The organism is Pseudomonas sp. LP_7_YM (assembly GCF_004364435.1).
Classification (GTDB): Bacteria; Pseudomonadota; Gammaproteobacteria; order Pseudomonadales; family Pseudomonadaceae; genus Aquipseudomonas.
In genome coordinates this window covers 385060-402591 of sequence record NZ_SOCT01000001.1, presented here as the reverse complement: position 1 = coordinate 402591, position 17532 = coordinate 385060, and the positions used below count along the sequence as shown (strand labels likewise).

The window sequence follows — 17532 nt, the reverse complement described above, 5'->3', positions numbered from 1 at the left end:
CCTGGTTGGTCTTAAGCGCATCACCGCCGCAGAGAGTGAAATCGACGCTGAAAGCCGCCATTATTTGACTACAACACCTGATCCTTCCTCGGCAGCGCGCGCTTTTGCGCACGAGCATCAGGCTGGGCCTGGTGCAGCGTAACGGGCACGGATTTGGCTGCGGGCACCTTGCTGCGCTCTGCGTAATGCCACAAGGGAACCAGGGGGTTGCACTCCGGGTAATACGCCGCCGCACAACCGACGGGAATGTCGTAGGCGATGATCTGCATGGGCCCGACCTCCCTGAGCACTTCAGGCTCGATGGCCGTGCGCAGCGTGACCCAATCGCCGGGCGCAAATCCCAGACGCACTACGTCATTACGGTTCATGAACACCACCCGCCGCGTCCCGTTTACACCGCGAAAACGGTCGTCATAACCGTAGATCGTGGTGTTGAATTGATCATTGCTGCGCAAGGTCATCAACTGAATGACGTCACGCGCCCCAAAGCCTGAAGAAACGTCACTGTTTTCATCAAGACTGCGCGGCGAGACGAAGCGCGCCTTGCCGGTTTCGGTCTTCCACTGCCGTTGCGCAGCCGGGATAGGCCGATGAAAGCCACCGTGTTCCCACATCCGCGACTCCATGTCATGAAAGATTTCCGGGTAGACCTGAGCAATGGCCTCACGGATCTTTGCGTAATCCCGGCGCCACTCTTCCCAGGGAATCTGCTGAGAGCCATCGAGCGTCTCTTGGGCCAGACCGGCAATGATCGCCACCTCCGCCCGCAACTGCTCACCGCCCGGCTCGCTCCTGCCCTGCCATGCGCGGATGCATCCGGTGCTGTCTTCGGTGCTGTACACCTGCTCGACGCCGTCCTGTACATCCATCTCGATACGCCCCAGGCACGGCAGCAACCATGCACGCTGGCCAGGAACAAGATGAGTGCGGTTGAGTTTGGTCGCAATCTGAACATTGAGTTCGAGCCGCGACCAGGCCGGCTCCATAAGGTCGGTATCAGGCACGGCACGCAGAAAATTCCCGCCCAGCCCGATGAAGGCTTTGACGCTGCCATCAACAATGCCGCCGCACGCATCGACCGTCGCCAGCCCCTTGCGCTCGGGCACCTTGAAGCTGAACAGCGATTCGATCTTGTCCTTGGGCACCTTCGACGGGTCTTCGGTGATCCCCACAGTGCGCTGACCCTGCACGTTCGAGTGGCCGCGCACCGGGCAGATACCTGCGCCAGATTTGCCGATGTTGCCGCGCAGCAGCAACAGGTTGACCAGCATCTGCACGTTTTCCACGCCATGCCGATGCTGAGTCATGCCCATCCCGTAGATCACCATCACCCGTTGGCTGCGGGCGTACACCGTTGCCGCCGCTTCCAGCGCGCTGCGATCCAGCCCCGAGCGCTTCTCAAGCGCCGGCCAGGTATGACGCTCCACTTCAGCGATGAAGGTGTCGAAGCCGTCGGTATGCTCGGCAATAAACTCGCGGTCGAGCACAGTACCGCCACTGGCACGGTCCATTTCCAGCAACGCCTTGGCAATGCCCATCACGGCAGCGGTATCACCACCAATGGACACCTGATGGTATTGGGTGCTGATGACCGTAGACTTTGGCCCGAGCATTTCAAGCGGCGATTGCGGATTGACGAAGCGCTCCAGCCCGCGCTCGCGAATCGGATTGAAGGTGATGATCGGCACATCCCGTTTGCGCGCGTCCTGCAATGGATGCAGCATCCGCGGGCTGTTGCTGCCGACGTTTTGACCGAAGAAAAAGATGCAGTCGGTATGCTCGAAGTCGGCCAGAGTGACAGTGCCTACCGGCACGCCGATACTTTCCTGCAGCCCGACAGAGGTGCTCTCGTGGCACATGTTCGAGCTGTCGGGCAAATTGTTGGTGCCATAGGCGCGAGCCAGCAATTGATACATGAACGACGCTTCCAGCGAGGCGCGTCCCGAGGCATAGAACACGGTCTCATCAGGTTTGAACCGACGCAGCTGCGCGCCGATTTCCCTGTACGCCTCATCCCAGGTGGTGGTCTGGTAGCGATCGGTCGCGGGGTCGTAACGCAACGGATGCGTCAGGCGTCCATGCTGCTCAAGATCGTAATCGTCCCAGTCTCTCAGTTCGGCAAGCGAGTGCTTATCGAAAAAGTCCGGCCCGGTGCGCAGCGAGGTCAGCTCCCAGGCAGTGGCCTTGGCGCCGTTCTCGCAGAACTCCAGCGCGTGAGGATTGCCAGGCTTGGCCCAGGCACAGCTGACACAGGCAAATCCCTTGGGTTTGTTTTGCCGGAACAGGGCCATTGGCGCTTTGCGATAAGCCTGCTCGCGCCAAAGTATGTTCATGACTGAATAGGCCGAGCCCCATCCGCCAGAGGCGCAGGTATAAGGTCGGTAATGTGCGACGGGGTGAAGAAGCTGCATGGAGTGACCTCGCCCGAAGGCCTTGCTTAACGCGATTCCGGGACGGGAAGTGGTTCGTGCATGGGGCAGCCATTGTGCTCGGCACGGAAACCCGACGACATTTCATACGAAGGCTTACGCACCCGCATCACGCCACCCAGCGGACGATGCGCCTGCAAGCCATGCCACGGGCTGAACGCCATGCCGTCGTCGATTTCACGAACGCTCTGCTCGCTCCATGACGTTTGTGGCTCGACCTCGATGCGCGCCACGGTGACGTAGGGGCTGAGGTCCTCAGGCCACACGACCGAGGCATCCTCGATTGGCATCCTGTCCAGGTCGGTGGCCAGCTGAATTCGCACGTCCCACGCACCACCCTGCCGGGCGAAGTAATCACTGACTGCCTTGCGCAGGCCGTCGGGATTGCCTTCGAAGTCAACATGCTTGTCAGTCAGTACGGTCAGCGATTCGGCCACCGGGACGATTGACAGCTTGGCGAAATATGGACCATAGAGAAACGGCACGACCGTGTTGAATGACTCGCCAAGAATGTGGGTTTGCGGATGCCCACCGAGGCTTTTCAAAGTACCGCTTTCACCGCCCATCGCCTCAATGGTCGACTCGACGCCCCGCAACAGCGCCGAAAAGGCTTTCTTCATGCCGGGCGCTTTGTCGGTGGTTTTCGCCAGCAGCTTCAGGGTTCGCAGGAACGCCTTGGGGTTGGCCGCAGTAAAGGCCTTGGCGTTCTGCATCACGAAATCCTGCGTGAGGTCGCCGTCGGAACCCGGCAGACGCGGGCCTTCGACACCCACGATCTTCAGTGCCAGCCCCCTTGGCGTGGAGACCTTGTCGTCAAGGATATCGCCGGGGTTGGTCGAAAACCGCATGACCACCGGCAAGGTGCCGGGTTTAGCGAAGGCTCCCTGCGCAAGCTGTGGCGCGAGACTGTCAAGCACCGTGATCCGACCGCGCAGCAACCCATGAGACTTTGCATGCACACTACGATTGGCGTGCCCTTCATCCTTGAAAGTGGTTTCCAGGATCGAGTGCAACGTTTCGGCCAACTCTTTGCTGGTCTCGGCTTCGTCCTCGGGAATCACCTCAAACGATGGCTCGAACGGCAATGGCACAACCGCCAGGTGCGCTACAGGTAAATCAGTCATCGGGGTATCTCCGCTTGGATCAGTCTAGGGCACGGGTCAATATGTCCGTCGGCCGCGCTGTTCCGCGCATTTCAACCGGACCTGATGCTAGTGACTGCTGACGATTTGCCATCGTTCAGCCTACTCATACGACTCAACGACAGATGGTAGCGGGGCCCTTGAGCGAAGCGGCCTGGAGCTCACTGCGGCGCCATCGAAGAGGCAGCCGAATCATCCCGAACATGTCGATCATCCGATGCTGCGCAACTCTATTGAATTATCCTCGCAGGCTCCTTTCTGACCTATATACATACCAAGAACGTTAGCAGGCTTGACCATGACATCCTTACAGCTGCTGTCCCAGCCATCTGCCGTAAAACAGACGACCCCAGGTGAGAGCTACTCGCTCTACAACGCATTGCTGCATACGCCAGGCGAGAGCGACCCTCAGAACGCCCGCCACTTTCTCCAGCAACAACTGGAAAATGCCAGCGCGCTGCCGTCAAACCTTCCCGAAGACGTTGCCGATCTGGCCGAATGGGTGGCCGGTAACAGCCTGTCCGTAGCGCAGCGCTACCGCAGCTACCTGAAAGAACGCCATGCAGGCGGTGAGCGACGCTTTTTTACCAACAAGGCCCACGCGCTGTATTTTCTCCAGCATGTGGCGCCGAGCAAACTGGTAGACGGGGCCTGGTTGTACGGCTCGATTCGGCATGCCGATGATTGGCGCTATCAAGGCCTGATCCGCACTTATCTGGAAGAATTGGGCGACGGCGACCCGGCGCTCAATCATGTGCTGCTGTATCGAAACCTGCTGACTGAGCATGACTGCGCGCCGAACGCCCCGCTCCAAGATGAGTTGTATCTGCAAGGTGCCATCCAGCTTGCGCTGGGCCACCTGTCGGATGATTTCCTGCCCGAGGTCATCGGTTACAACCTGGGGTACGAGCAACTGCCGCTTCACCTGCTAATCACCGCATTCGAACTCCGCGAACTGGACATCGACCCCTACTATTTCACGCTCCACGTGACAGTCGACAATGCCAGCACCGGCCACGCTCAGAAAGCCGTCGCCACAGTGTTGGACATGTTGCCGAGCGGTGACTCCAGAAGTGTCTTTCTGCAACGTCTGCGCGCCGGCTATCTGCTCAATGACCTGGGCCTGGGCTCCATCGATGTCATTGCCGCTTTTGATCTCGAGCAGGAGGTGGTCGCCATGCTGGAGAAGAAAAGCACCTTCGGTCAGCACATGCACTCCGACTACTGCCGCCTTGAAGGGCGCACCATCAATGAGTGGCTGGCGACGCCGGGGCAAAGCCGACAATTGCTCACGGCTCTGGAAAACCGGGGCTGGATCAAGCGCAATCAGGATCCGGCGCATAGCCGGTTCTGGCAACTGATCAACGGTGCAGGCGCGGTTATGTTCGGCGTTTTCAGTGGGTACGAGATGCAGCTGCTCAGTGAATGGATAGCCGGTGACTGGAAGCCGTCCGAATCCGGCCGCGAGGCGGATCCGTTTCGTGCGAAGTTTCATCGCAGGCCTGTTCAAACCGTCATCGAAGCAGCGCCATCGCTTGGACGCCGTAACTGCCCGGTTGAAGAACTGATTGCGCTGATGGCGCCTGATTCTCATTCAACGCCCGAAGGCCTGATTGCCACCCAAGCCTACGCACAGCGACTTTCTCCAGGATGCCTGACACGATGAATCACCTTGAACCTCTGGTTGCGCCCCTTGCTGACGAATCGGCCGATGAAAGTCACGATCTCGCGCTGCTGCGCCTTGGCCAGCATCTGAATGCGGAAAACTACCGCTTCGTGACCGTCACCCCACTGACGCATCAGCGCGTCAATGCGCGGGAAGGGAATCGCCAGGCGCGAAGCCTCAGGGACATTTTTGGCTGGAGCCGGCCGTTCGAAAGCGACCTGCTTCCCGAAGCGGAGTTGGAAGCGCTGCTGGACAGCGGCGTGCTGCGTGCTCACGCGGGAATGTGGGTGAGCGATGTGCGTTGGTCCTGCCTGGATGATCTGTTGTTCGTGCATTCCAGCTTTCCCACTGTCGCTAACGACTCAGTATTTTTCGGCCCCGACACTTATCGCTTCGCTCAGGCGATCGAGGAACACCTGCGCAGCTCAAGCCACCCTGTCCGCACGGCGGTAGACATTGGTTGCGGCAGTGGCGCGGGCGCCATTCTGATCGCCAGGGCCCGCCGCGATGCGCAGGTACTGGCCGTGGATATCAACCCCACCGCACTGAGATTCACAGCAGTGAACGCTGCGCTGGCCGGGACCGACAACGTTTCGGCCTATCACAGCGATATTCTTGAGGGCACCTCAGGCGAATTCGACCTGATCGTTGCCAATCCTCCCTATATGCAAGATACCCAGGAACGTGCCTATCGCCACGGTGGCGATCATCTGGGCTCGGCGCTGTCCGTGCGCATTCTGTCACAGGCCGTTGCGCGCCTGACGGTTGGCGGGAGTCTGGTGCTGTATACCGGCGCGCCGTCAGTTGACGGGGTTGATCTGTTTCTGGAGCAGGCTCGGGCAGTGGTCGACAGGACAGAACTTGCGTGGACGTATCGGGAGATGGACCCTGATGTGTTTGGTGAGGAGCTGGACACTGCCCCGTATCAGCAAGCGGATCGAATCGCGGCGGTGGTGTTGACGGTGACACGGAGCCGGTGATCCAGGCAGTCCCGGGCTTTGTATGGGGGGCAGATTGTCTTGGAAGCGCTGCTGGGGTCTGGCAATCGGCAAACCCCAGCGACGCTTGAACAATAGATAGCGGCACCCTTAGCCGATGCCCCTAAGCTAAATACCCGCGCATAGCGAGGACGAGCAAGATGGACGATTAGCGACACGAATGGCTACTCTCGTCCGGGAACCTTCAATAAACCTTTCTTGAACCGCTCGACGAATAACGCCGCTTGCATCCCCCGCGCCAGGATCGCCGCCTGGACTTCATAACTTTGCGCCGTACGACCAAACGTACCCACTACGTTTCCAGCAAATTCCCCCACACCCTCTACCTGTTCTTCCTGGATATGCCCCTGTGCCTGCCTGCGCTTGAACGAAGAAGCCATGAGCCAGCCCTCGATAAAAATAAAAAATAAGGGGCCGCGCTGTCCAACCAGCGCGGCCTGTGTTTTTGATCAGCGCGTGCGCTCACTCGGTGGGGTATCACCCTGCGCCAACCCGGAGCCAAGATCAGCCCCCGTCATCGGATCAATAGACAGGTCGGATTTGGTGCGCTCTGTAAGCATCGCCAGCGCGTCCAACTCAGCATCGCTCAAGGTGACCGATGCCGTACCGTCTCCGCCGTCCACGGCCGGATGCGGGTTTTCCACGTATTGGAAATCGTGGTCATTGTTCCACGGCCCGCGTACGTTAGGTTCGCCGTTGGACATGCTGAAGTACGTGCGGGAGAACTCCGGCATACCCGGAAGTTTGCCTTGAGGAAAGTTTGGTTGAATGGAATGCAGGGCTTTTTCGAAAGAGAGTTGGTGGGCTATCTCGCGGGTCATCAGAAAACCCAGTGCGTCCTTGATGCCCGGATCCGTGGTGACATTGATCAGGCGCTCGTAGACGATCTTCGCTCTGGCTTCAGCGGCAATATTGGAACGAAAGTCCGCAGTGGGCTCGCCGATGGTGTCGATGTAAGCGGCGGTCCATGGAACCCCTGCCGAGTTGCACAACGGCGCACCGCCCCCGTACAGCAGGCTGGTGATATGCGAGTCATTGCCCGCGCCGTTGATGTCCCGGTAAAGTTCGCCCTCCTCCTGCACGCCCTCTGCCAGCTTGCCCTTGCCGCCCTTGTTCAACATGACGATGATCGAGCCTATGATCTCCAGGTGGCTCAACTCCTCCGTAGCGATGTCGAGCAGCAGATCCTTGCGCCCTGGATCTTCCTCGGCCAGCGCTTGGGTGAAATAGCGCGTCGCTGCAGCCAGCTCACCCTGGGCGCCACCGAACTGCTCAAGCAGCAAATTAGCCAGACCCGGATTAGGCTCAGCTACACGAACGGTATATTGAAGTCGTTTATTGTGAAGAAACATGGTGAATCTCCCAATCAGGCTATGAGGCTGTTTGACGAATCATCGGCGTGCTAAACGAATAACCGCCGACTTTTAGGTTCGCCATCCGAGCTGTTTCGCTCACAACATGGGATGCAGATACAGCGGGCTAATTCGGCGCAACATGAAGGCTTGCGACGGACGGAGCCGAACTCGCTTCTTACAAGAAATGCGTACTAACCGACCAACGGCAGTCAAAAAATAAAAAAAGCCAACCCAACGCGTTTTTATTCAAACAGCACCCGCAAAATATGAATCAACCGAATAGCCAGTACGTCAGCCATCCGTCTCCGGGAACAGCGGCGGTCGCCTGACAAGAGCAGCTTTGAAACGACACGCCTGGCGCCACAGGCAACCCGCGTGCCTCAACTCTGTAACGCATACCGCCGGCAGTGCTCCAGATACCCCTGTTCGTGACTGCCTACCAGTTGGACCACACTGGACCACAGCCAGGACGGCGCATCCAGGGTCTGCGACCGGTTAGCCTGCAGCTCACGTATCCAGGAGGCACGGGTGGCCAGATCCATCTGCCGCGCATGGGCAATACCCACCACTTTGGCCAGATAGCCTGCGGCCCGCATCGCCTCAGGCTGGCTCAATTGATCGAGCTCCAGCTTCATGTCCTGAGGCAGCAATTCGCGGATGAAGAAGCCGTGATCGAGCATTCGCGTGGCTAGCATGCGATCGCCCAGGCTCGGCGAAAGGTGCCGCGCGCCTTCCACTACCCGCCTGGCGTTGTCTCGAGGCATACCGGCCCTGGCGGTGCGAGGTGCCGCTGCAGCGACGGCCTCCTTGATGTCCAGCAGGCAGAACTCCTGATCGTCGTCATTGCCAACCCCCAGCAGCACTGCATACCGGAGCAGGCCCAGCGAACTGCAACCCTTGACCCAATAAGCGCAGTCCAGCAGCTCGACGCTGTCGCCCTTGGAACGGCCTTTGAGCGAGGTCACCAACGCGTGAATCTCGTCGCAGGCACACAGCGATTTGAGTGCGCTGAGTTCGGCCTTGGACAGCGACCAGAAATGTTTGCCCAGCGGAATGGTCGGGCGCAGGTCCTCGATACGTTCCTGCGCCAAATGCTTCCAGGTCCGCTGCACGGCGCTGCGCATGCCCGCCTTGACCTGCGCGGGGCGCTGCGGCTCTTCGTCGCTGTGACCCTCGAACGCCTGCTCATAGCCGATCATCATTTCCTCGAGCATCCGCGCCGTGGCGACGCCCGGCAGATCCGAGCCTCTGGCAGCGGTCGCCAGCGACAACGCCAGCCGAACCAGGTCGTGTACCGGGTTGCCGATCACGGTCTGGTCCAGGTCACGGATGTGGATGTCGATTCGCCCCTTCAGATCGCCGGTGGGCCCCAAATTGCCAGCGTGGCAGTCCCCACAGATCCATACCGGCGGGCCACTGGGCAGGCGGCGACCGGATTGGGAATGAAGCCACTCATAAAACTGGACAGTACTGCCGCGCACGTAAGCATGGGCAGAGCGGGCCATTTTCAAGTTGCGAAGCTGGTCGAGAGGTTCCAGACGTGCGGCAGGGCGAGGGGTCTTCATGGGTTTGTCTTTGAAGGGAGAGGCACTGTTGACCTTGCCCCTCAGGTGTATGTTTCAACATATTGCGAAGCAGCTTGCGTGCCCGTTCGAGAGCCTCGCCGGCAGAATGGCTGAATTATCTCCATGCCCGATGATCTGCTTTTCAAGCAACTTTAAAAGTACGTGCTTTTGCGGGTCATTACGCACGCCTTCTTCAGAGAGAACCGCCATGCCCAACAGTAACCACTTCCGGATCGACTACCTGATTCACGGCAGCTATAAGACGTTCTACATTCACTCTGCTGCCATGGACAAGAATGAGGCCTGGCACTGGGCGACTGTGGATGCGGGCATCGGTCAGATTCCCAAGTACCGCTCTGATAAAGTACCGCGCCTGACCCAACGTCAGGCCCAGGCGCTGGGCCTCACTCACGTGGAGTGGAACGCCGCCTGACACCGGCAGGCGTTCAGATCGTCGCCACTGCGCAGGCATCAGTCACCGCCCACTCACAAGGAAAGCCATGTTCGAACTTCTCTTGCTCGCTGTGCTCATCGGCATGGGCGGTACGGCCCTGCTCGACCTCTGGGCGCAATTACTCAAGGCGGCTCTCGGTCTGCCCACACCATCCTGGCATCTGGTGGGCCGCTGGTTCGCCGGCATGCGCCACGGCCAGTTCGTTCACCCAAATGGCATCGACCAATCCCCCGAAGTACGCAACGAACTGAAGATCGGCTGGGCCATGCATTACGCGGTCGGCATCCTGTTTGCTGCTGTGTTATTGCTGGTCTGGGGCGTGCAGTGGGCGCACTTTGCGACCTTCGTTCCCGCACTGGTGGTGGGCCTGGTCACTGTGGGCGCGGGCTGGTTCATTCTGCAGCCCGGGATGGGCGCGGGTATTGCCTGCAATAAAGCGCCGAATCCACCCCTCGCACGCTTGCAAAATGTTATCGGTCATGTGGTGTTCGCCCTCGGCATGTACGGCACCGCGCTGCTGGTAGGCTGAACCGTTTGTGCATCGGCTAGTTGTTACGCTGAACCTCTTCAAGACCCATCGGCTCTGACTGTTCAGGGCCTTGATGGCTGAACATTCTAAAAGGAGACTCTCATGACCCAGACCGCATTGGTCGTTGGCGCCAGCGGCATCGTTGGCAGCGCCACCACTGAACTGCTGCTGGACAAGGGCTGGCAGGTGGCTGCCCTGTCCCGCAATCCTTCAGCGGCCCCCGGTGTCATTCCGGTCGCGGCGAACCTGCAGGACCCCGCCTCGGTGAAACAGGCACTTGATGGCCTGAAACCGACACACGTCTTCATCACGACCTGGTCCCGGCAGGCCACCGAGGCTGAAAACATCAAGGTTAACTCGGCCATGGTGCGCAATGTGCTGGATGCGCTGAGGCCGGCGAAATGCGTACAGCATGTGGCGCTGGTCACAGGCCTCAAGCATTACCTGGGTCCGTTCGAAGCCTACGGCAAGGGTTCGCTGCCGCAGACCCCGTTCCGCGAGGAGCAAGGTCGTCTGGACATCGAGAACTTCTATTACGCTCAGGAAGACGAAGTATTTGCGGCCGCTAAGCGCGACGGCTTTACCTGGAGCGTGCACCGCCCGCACACCGTCACCGGCGTGGCCGTTGGCAACGCGATGAACATGGCGACCACCCTCGCGGTGTACGCTTCGATCTGCAAAGCCACAGGTCGTCCATTCGTCTTCCCCGGCTCTCAGGTGCAATGGGACAGCCTCACCGACATGACCGATGCACGCCAATTGGCCAAGCAGCAACTGTGGGCCGCCACGACCCCGGCGGCGGCGAATCAGGCATTCAACATTACCAACGGCGACGTATTCCGCTGGAAATGGATGTGGGGCCGGATCGCTGAGTATTTCGGACTTCATCCTGCGGCCTATCCGCCAAGCCCGTCGCCCCTGGAAACGCAAATGACCGATGACCAGAAGGCATGGAGCGACATCGTGCGTGAACAGGGACTGAACGAGCCGGATATCAATCGCTTGATTTCGCCCTGGCACACCGACGCCGACCTTGGCCGTCCTATCGAGGTGGTCACGGACATGTCGAAAAGCCGCACCCTGGGCTTCAAAGAATTTCAGGCCAGTGATCAGGCTTTTTTCGACGTATTCGACGAGCTCCGGGCGCGCAAGTTGATTCCGTAAAAACGCTGGCTGATGCAGTTGCGTCAGGCAACTGCGTGTCAGTGATCTGACAGACGCATCAGGCGGCCAGTCCCAGCAGCAACTACAGGGGCGGTCGCTGCAGATTCACCCATGACTGTACGCTCGGCCGCTGCCACTGGCGCTGAGCGTACTGCACCAACAGAGCAGGTACGGCGTCGCCGTTAAGAACCAGACGGTTGAGCATCAGCGCCAGGTCTACATCGGCTATTGACCACTCACCGAATACATATTCGCGGCCATCGGCGAGCAGCGTCCGGGCGGCATGGATCAATTTGCGCGTCGCCTCCTGCGCAAGGTCTGTCAACTGCGGGGCTTTGTGTCCATAAAACACCACCAACGTTGAACGCTCCTGGCGCAGTTGTCCCAGATCGCTGCGCAGCCAGGCTTGAATCTGACGAGCCTTGGCTCGTTGCCGCAGGCCTTCGGGATAAACAGGAATGTCGGGGAAGCTGTCCTCCAGGTATTCGGTAATGGCCGAGGATTCGGACAGGGCAAAATCATCCTGCTGCAGCGTCGGCACCCGTTGGGTCAACGACAAATGGGCGTATTCCAGGGTGTGGTTTTCCCCGGCGTCAAGATCCACCGGGATCAGGTCGAATTCGACGCCCTTTTCACGAAGCACCACAAAAACGGACATGGCGTAGGGGCTGGTAAATTGAGCGTCGACGTACAGGCACAAGCGGGCATCGTTCACAGGGGGTGATCTCCATACTCGGGAAAAGCACACGCTACGAGGACTGAACGCCAAAAGGAAATTCAGGATTTTCATAGGCGCATTCCCTTGGGGAATGCGACGAATCTCACACAAGAAGACGCCTCCACGAGGGAGGCGTCGTTGTGACTGGAGCAGATAGATCAAGCCAGATCGAAGCGATCCAGATGCGTTACTTTTGTCCAGGCCGCCACAAAGTCCCGCACGAACTTCTCATGGGCATCGGCGCTGCCGTAAACCTCGGCAATCGCCCGCAGTTGCGCATGGGAGCCGAACACCAGATCGACCCGGCTTGCGGTCCACTTCACCTCCCCGGTCTTGCGATCAGGCGCCTCAAAGCAATCGTTGTCGGCTGATGAGGCTTTCCATTTCACGTTCAACGTGGCGGTCGCGCCGCAGATCACCACCAACGACATGCTGCTGATGGTTCGCACGGCGCTGGCAGGCGGTGGCATCACCTTCGGCACCGAAGACACCTTCAGGCCTTATCTTGATCGCGGTGAACTGGTCAGTGTGCTGGGCGAATACCTGGCGCCATTCCCCGGCTTCTACCTGTACTACCCGAACCGCCACAACCTGGCCCCCAAACTGCGAGCGCTGATCGATCATGTGCGGGCGTTCCGGGTGAATGCGCAGAGGCCTGTGGATCACGTGCAAACGTGACTTGTCGCTCACACGCCAATTGCGCCGCACCGAAACACCTGCAGGGAACGTCGAAGGTTACGACGGCAGCGAAAACGGTGGACGCTGGCCCGACGATCTTCGGGCATTCGTCCCATCCGCCAGTTATGATCGGGCCACTCCCCTGCCCTGACGGGCTTATTGATAATGCGCCCGCCCTGTGGCTTCTACCGGAATGCCTTACCGGCTTGCAAACCGAGAAACCAGCATGACCTCATACGAAGAACTCTTCAGCGTCGGCGAGGATTTTGAATCCTTCGTTCGCCATGGCCTGCCTGCGCAAATCAGCGCCGTTCGCGACATCCAGCGAAAACTGACCGAAGCTGATGCCATCAGCCCCGCTACGCAGCAACGCATGCACGCCGTCGAGGGCGCTTTTCATCTGCTGGTCGCGGGCGAGATGTGGTGCCCGGACTGTCAGATCAATGTCACGGCCCTGGATTACCTGCAACGCGCCCAACCGAACATCGATGTGGCGATCATCAGCAAAGGACGCGCCGAAAACGAATTGAAGGCGCGTCTGGGGCTGGAGCGCATCTCGATACCCTTGGTGCTGGTGCTCGATAATCGGTTTCAGGTGATTGGCCGCTTTGTCGAGCGTCCACAACAGGTTGTGGCCGGCGGGGATGCGGTGAAACCGGACTATCGGGCGGGCAAGTATCTGGAGAGCACAGTGCAGGATATCCTCACCATCATGTCTTTGCAGACATCACCCCTCGGTTGATGGAACTCCCCCAGCACTTGCTGGCCCTATAGAGGTACGCCTCTGCAGCAGTGCTGGAACAGGGGTAGGCGCGGAAAGACACCCGCGCCTTGAAATCCACTCGCTTGACAGGTGACGCCGTGAATACTTTCGTTCCAATGGAAAAACTGCAAGAGATGGAAAGAGAAGAGGTTGCGCACTTCTATGAAATCTGGATCACCACTTCCGAAGCCTGGCCACAGGATCCAAAGACCACTGAACGCGAATGCCTCTGGCGTTCGGACCGCGAACTGACCCAGGATGTAAAGATCGAAGAGGCCCATTTTCAGAACTTGCCGCGCCTGTGGCTGGTGGTGAAAAGCCTGGATGACAGTTACGTCCGTAAAATCGAGCAGGTACTGGGCAAGCATTTCGAAGAGCTGAAATTGAAGGGTGAATTCGCTCCTGTCGAGAAACCCAAAGTCTCTTCCGATGAGAAAAATACTGATCTGAGAAGCTGAAGTGCTTATCAGCTCTACCTTCGAGTGGCAGTTGATTATTGAGGGCTGCCACTGCCCATCCCCTTTCGGGCAGCCCGCTGTGCCAAGGCCTCAGAGAGGCGTCGATGGATCCACGTGCGTGCAAACGGCATCATCAGCGGTCTATCACAAGGACTTATGCCGTGCCCACGCCGCCGTCTCATGTTGAAACCTGCTTCAAAATTCGTGAGCTGAGAGAGACCGACAACGAAGCTTTACTGGCGTTCGAGACCGGCAATCGTTTCTGGTTCGAATCGCACATCGAGGCTCGCCCCTCCTCGTTCTACTCGCTGCAAGGCGTCGCCGATCATATCCAAAGCTATCTACAGGACTTCGCGGCAGGCACCTGGCATCCCTTTATCATTGAAGATGCCCATGGAAAAATCGTAGGCAGAGCCAACCTGAAGAGCATCAACACAACCCTGAACACTGCCGAGGTGGGTTACCGCGTAGCTGAAGACATGGCGGGCCAAGGACTGGCAACCATGGCGCTCAGGCATCTGATTGAACAGGCACGCGAACGCTGGGGACTGGGGCAGTTAGTTGCTTATGTCTACGAAGATAATGCGGGATCAGCGAAAGTGCTGGCGCGCTGTGGTTTTTTGCTCGCGTTACCGGACACCAGCACACCGGAAAACGAACGTCGATTCACCTACTCGATCTGACCGGGCTGTGTCGGCCTCACCCACCTCACGACCTGCAAAGGTTCGACTCCAGCCAAGATTAAAAAGCACCCGAAGGTGCTTTTGAGAGAGGCTTCATTCTGCGCTTACTGCGACTGGCCCGCAGTGTGGGCCCGTGCCTGGTGCAGCTTTTTATAGCTGTCGATCAGGCGCAGGTGCCGGTCCAGCCCTTCAAGCTTCATGCTGGTAGGCGTCAATCCGTAGAAACGCACGCTGCCGTTGACCGAGCCAATGGCAGCGTCCATACGCTGGTGACCAAACATCCTGCGCAAATTGACCTCGTAATCCGCCAGCTCCAGATCCTCGTCCAGTTGCATTTCCAGCACCACATTCACCGCCTGGTAGAACAGGCCACGCTCAACGGTGTTGTCGTTGTACTGCAAAAACGCCTCCACCAGATCCTTGGCCTTTTCGTACTTCTGCAAGGCCAGGTAGATCAGCAGTTTCAGCTCCAGGATGGTCAGCTGGCCCCAGGCAGTGTTGTCGTCGAACTCGATGCCGATCAGGGTGGTGATGTCGGTGTAATCGTCCAGCCCGCTGTCTTCCAGGCCTTGGGCCAGGGTTCTCAGGCCGACTTTGCTGAGGGTGTGCAGATTGAGGATATCGGCGCGATAGGCCAGCGCCTTGTTGGTGTTATCCCAGATCAGATCCTCGACCGGGTATATCTCCGAGTAGTCAGGGACCAGGATGCGGCAGGCAGTGGCACCAAGATCTTCGTAGACTGCCATGTAGACTTGCTTGCCCATGTCTTCGAGAATGCCGAACAGCGTCGCGGCCTCGTCAGCATTGGCCGTTTCTTTTCCACTGGCGCGGCCCGCACTTGAGAAGTCCCATTCGACGAATTCGTAATCGGCCCGGGCGCTGAAGAAGCGCCACGACACCACGCCGCTCGAATCGATGAAGTGCTCGACGAAGTTGTTCGGCTCGGTAACTGCGTGGCCTTCGAACGTCGGTTGCGGCAGATCGTTCAGGCCTTCGAAACTGCGACCTTGCAGCAATTCGGTGAGGCTGCGTTCAAGCGCCACCTCAAAGCGTGGGTGTGCGCCGAAAGAGGCGAACACTCCGCCGGTGCGCGGGTTCATCAGGGTGACGCACATGACCGGGAATTCCCCGCCCAGCGATGCATCCTTGACCAGCACCGGGAAGCCCTGCTCTTCCAGCCCTTGAATGCCGGCGAGAATGCCAGGGTATTTGTCGAGCACTTGCTGCGGGACGTCAGGCAAAGCGATTTCGCCCTCGATAATTTCGCGTTTGACGGCGCGCTCGAAGATCTCCGACAAGCACTGGACCTGAGCCTCGGCCAGCGTGTTGCCAGCACTCATGCCATTGCTCAGGTACAGGTTTTCGATCAGGTTGGACGGGAAATACACGGTCTGGCCATCCGACTGGCGCACGAACGGCAGGGAAACGATACCTCGCTGCGTATTGCCGGAGTTGGTGTCATACAGGTGCGATCCACGCAGTTCGCCATCGCGGTTGTAAATCTTCAGGCAATAGGGGTCGAGGATCTCCCTCGGCAGCGCGTCGTCGGGCCCCGGCTGGAACCAGCGCTCGTCGGGGTAATGCACGAATTGGGCACTGGCGATGTCTTCGCCCCAGAACTGATCGTTATAGAAGAAGTTGCAGTTCAGGCGCTCGATGAACTCGCCCAGCGCTGACGCCAGTGCGCCCTCTTTGGAGGCACCTTTGCCGTTGGTGAAGCACATCGGCGAACTGGCGTCGCGGATATGCAATGACCACACGTTAGGCACGATATTTCGCCATGAGGCGATTTCGATCTTCATGCCCAGCCGCGCGAGGATGCCCGACATAGTGGCAATGGTCTGCTCCAGCGGCAGATCCTTTCCCGCAATGTAGGTGCTTGCACCCTCGACACTGGAAGTTGGCATCAGCAACGCCTGGGCGTCGGCGTCCAGATTCTCGACTTCTTCGATCACGAACTCGGGGCCGGCCTGCACCACCTTCTTCACTGTGCAGCGATCGATAGAGCGCAGGATGCCCAAGCGGTCCTTGTCGGAGATATCGGCGGGCAACTCGACCTGAATCTTGAAGATCTGGTTGTAGCGGTTTTCCGGGTCAACGATGTTGTTTTGCGAAAGACGGATGTTCTCGGTAGGGATGTTGCGCGTCTGGCAGTACAACTTTACGAAATAAGCGGCACACAAGGCCGATGACGCCAGAAAATAATCGAACGGCCCCGGCGCCGATCCATCGCCTTTGTAACGAATGGGCTGATCGGCAATCACCGTGAAGTCATCGAACCTGGCTTGAAGTCGAAGATTGTCGAGAAAGTTGACCTTGATTTCCATGCGGCAGTACCAGAAGCGAAAAACGAATGGCGGCCATTATCCGGGTTTCACGGCGGAAGTCTTGCGCTTTCCGGTGTCGGGCGCCGCCAGTCAACGGTATATCTGTGAACATCGCCGTTGACTGACAGCAGGTGGATACCCTGCAGAGGGTCAGAGGGATTTACTTGCGATGACCTTCAACCGGATGAGTACCGTCACAGGCAGGCTGATCCGGTTCGTTGGTGCAGTTGTCGTCCTGATAGCCGAAGTATTGGCAGCCGGCGCACATCAGAAACAGAAGGACCAATGTGAGTTTTTTCATGGGTTCACCGTCATCTGCTCGTTCACTTTTGCTTCAGATGAGTGAGCGCCTTGTTCGCCTGATCGGCGCACTTCTTGTAGTCGCCGGACTCATGAGCGGCCTTGGCCTGTTGATGTTCGTGATGCCCGGAGGCGCTGTAGTCAGCATCCGTGGTGGCTTTGAGTTTGCCGAGGGCCTCTTCACATTCGTGATGATCGTCCTTGGCGAAAGCCGGGTTACTCATTGCAAGAGCGGTCAGAAGACACAAAGAAAAAAAGCGCATATCCAGTTCCTTATAGATTGATCACAACCTGACGCATTAT

The 17532-nt window shown here is 58.6% G+C and carries 18 protein-coding genes and 1 pseudogene; 9 read left to right on the top strand and 10 right to left on the bottom strand.

Translation table 11 applies throughout. From position 1 onward, the window contains the following. Nucleotides 1–68 precede the first annotated feature (68 nt). Together EC915_RS01940 and EC915_RS01935 are read right to left on the bottom strand one after the other, a co-directional pair. Complete coding sequence (locus tag EC915_RS01940; RefSeq protein WP_133748837.1) at nt 69–2411, bottom strand: FdhF/YdeP family oxidoreductase; 2343 nt, start codon at nt 2409–2411, stop codon at nt 69–71. Nucleotides 2412–2437: 26 nt separating this feature from the next. Next, nucleotides 2438–3553 carry a catalase family protein gene (locus EC915_RS01935; RefSeq protein WP_133748836.1) on the bottom strand — a complete coding sequence of 372 codons (1116 nt, stop codon included), beginning with the start codon at nt 3551–3553 and terminating at the stop codon, nt 2438–2440. Nucleotides 3554–3869: 316 nt separating this feature from the next. On the opposite strand from EC915_RS01935, the gene EC915_RS01930 reads away from it, so the two are divergent. Next, the gene (locus tag EC915_RS01930) at nt 3870–5237 is read left to right on the top strand and encodes an iron-containing redox enzyme family protein (RefSeq protein ID WP_133748835.1); all 1368 of its coding nucleotides are present in this window, start codon (nt 3870–3872) and stop codon (nt 5235–5237) included. Further along, a complete protein-coding gene (locus tag EC915_RS01925; protein ID WP_133748834.1) occupies nt 5234–6217 on the top strand; it encodes a class I SAM-dependent methyltransferase in 984 nt (327 codons plus the stop codon). Before EC915_RS01930 ends, EC915_RS01925 begins: the two co-directional genes overlap by 4 nt. A 182-nt stretch (nt 6218–6399) precedes the next feature. On the opposite strand, the gene EC915_RS01920 is transcribed toward EC915_RS01925, so the two are convergent. The 3 genes from EC915_RS01920 to EC915_RS01910 all read right to left on the bottom strand — a co-directional run bounded on the left by EC915_RS01920 (nt 6400) and on the right by EC915_RS01910 (nt 9155). Next, a complete protein-coding gene (locus EC915_RS01920; protein WP_133748833.1) occupies nt 6400–6615 on the bottom strand; it encodes a hypothetical protein in 216 nt (71 codons plus the stop codon). A 69-nt stretch (nt 6616–6684) separates the two neighbouring features. Next, complete coding sequence (locus EC915_RS01915; protein WP_133748832.1) at nt 6685–7587, bottom strand: manganese catalase family protein; 903 nt, start codon at nt 7585–7587, stop codon at nt 6685–6687. Between the two features lie 383 nt (nt 7588–7970). Beyond that, the gene (locus EC915_RS01910) at nt 7971–9155 is read right to left on the bottom strand and encodes a DUF2252 domain-containing protein (RefSeq protein ID WP_133748831.1); all 1185 of its coding nucleotides are present in this window, start codon (nt 9153–9155) and stop codon (nt 7971–7973) included. Between the two features lie 208 nt (nt 9156–9363). Here EC915_RS01910 and EC915_RS01905 point away from each other — a divergent pair, with 208 nt between their 5' ends. The 3 genes from EC915_RS01905 (at nt 9364) to EC915_RS01895 (ending at nt 11302) form a co-directional block, all read left to right on the top strand. After that, on the top strand, nt 9364–9588 hold the full coding sequence (locus EC915_RS01905; RefSeq protein ID WP_133748830.1) for a DUF6555 family protein: 225 nt from the start codon (nt 9364–9366) through the stop codon (nt 9586–9588). A 67-nt stretch (nt 9589–9655) separates the two neighbouring features. Next, the gene (locus tag EC915_RS01900; protein ID WP_133748829.1) at nt 9656–10138 is read left to right on the top strand and encodes a DUF2938 domain-containing protein; all 483 of its coding nucleotides are present in this window, start codon (nt 9656–9658) and stop codon (nt 10136–10138) included. 102 nt (nt 10139–10240) lie between these two features. After that, the gene (locus EC915_RS01895; RefSeq protein WP_133748828.1) at nt 10241–11302 is read left to right on the top strand and encodes an SDR family oxidoreductase; all 1062 of its coding nucleotides are present in this window, start codon (nt 10241–10243) and stop codon (nt 11300–11302) included. An 82-nt stretch (nt 11303–11384) separates the two neighbouring features. On the opposite strand, the gene yfcF is transcribed toward EC915_RS01895, so the two are convergent. Beyond that, complete coding sequence (gene yfcF, locus EC915_RS01890) at nt 11385–12017, bottom strand: glutathione transferase (RefSeq protein WP_133748827.1); 633 nt, start codon at nt 12015–12017, stop codon at nt 11385–11387. A gap of 161 nt (nt 12018–12178) precedes the next feature. After that, nucleotides 12179–12415: pseudogene (locus tag EC915_RS01885) on the bottom strand (catalase-peroxidase); the annotation flags it as partial. A 34-nt stretch (nt 12416–12449) separates the two neighbouring features. Between EC915_RS01885 and EC915_RS01880 the strand changes: the two are divergent. The 4 genes from EC915_RS01880 to EC915_RS01865 all read left to right on the top strand — a co-directional run bounded on the left by EC915_RS01880 (nt 12450) and on the right by EC915_RS01865 (nt 14602). After that, the gene (locus EC915_RS01880; protein ID WP_305955371.1) at nt 12450–12698 is read left to right on the top strand and encodes a LysR substrate-binding domain-containing protein; all 249 of its coding nucleotides are present in this window, start codon (nt 12450–12452) and stop codon (nt 12696–12698) included. 226 nt (nt 12699–12924) lie between these two features. Continuing rightward, entirely contained in the window at nt 12925–13440 is a 516-nt protein-coding gene (locus EC915_RS01875) for a thioredoxin family protein (RefSeq protein WP_133748826.1), read from the top strand. 119 nt (nt 13441–13559) lie between these two features. After that, nucleotides 13560–13919, top strand: a complete 360-nt coding sequence (locus EC915_RS01870; RefSeq protein WP_133748825.1) for a hypothetical protein — start codon at nt 13560–13562, stop codon at nt 13917–13919. Nucleotides 13920–14080: 161 nt separating this feature from the next. Continuing rightward, nucleotides 14081–14602 (top strand): GNAT family N-acetyltransferase, encoded by a 522-nt coding sequence (locus tag EC915_RS01865; protein WP_256658626.1) that lies wholly within the window; start codon nt 14081–14083, stop codon nt 14600–14602. Between the two features lie 104 nt (nt 14603–14706). On the opposite strand, the gene EC915_RS01860 is transcribed toward EC915_RS01865, so the two are convergent. The 3 genes from EC915_RS01860 to EC915_RS01855 form a co-directional block, all read right to left on the bottom strand. Then, the gene (locus EC915_RS01860; protein WP_133748823.1) at nt 14707–16929 is read right to left on the bottom strand and encodes an OsmC domain/YcaO domain-containing protein; all 2223 of its coding nucleotides are present in this window, start codon (nt 16927–16929) and stop codon (nt 14707–14709) included. A gap of 160 nt (nt 16930–17089) precedes the next feature. Next, the gene (locus EC915_RS24745; RefSeq protein WP_166650896.1) at nt 17090–17230 is read right to left on the bottom strand and encodes a hypothetical protein; all 141 of its coding nucleotides are present in this window, start codon (nt 17228–17230) and stop codon (nt 17090–17092) included. A gap of 22 nt (nt 17231–17252) precedes the next feature. Further along, the gene (locus EC915_RS01855) at nt 17253–17492 is read right to left on the bottom strand and encodes a hypothetical protein (RefSeq protein ID WP_133748822.1); all 240 of its coding nucleotides are present in this window, start codon (nt 17490–17492) and stop codon (nt 17253–17255) included. Nucleotides 17493–17532 lie beyond the last annotated feature (40 nt).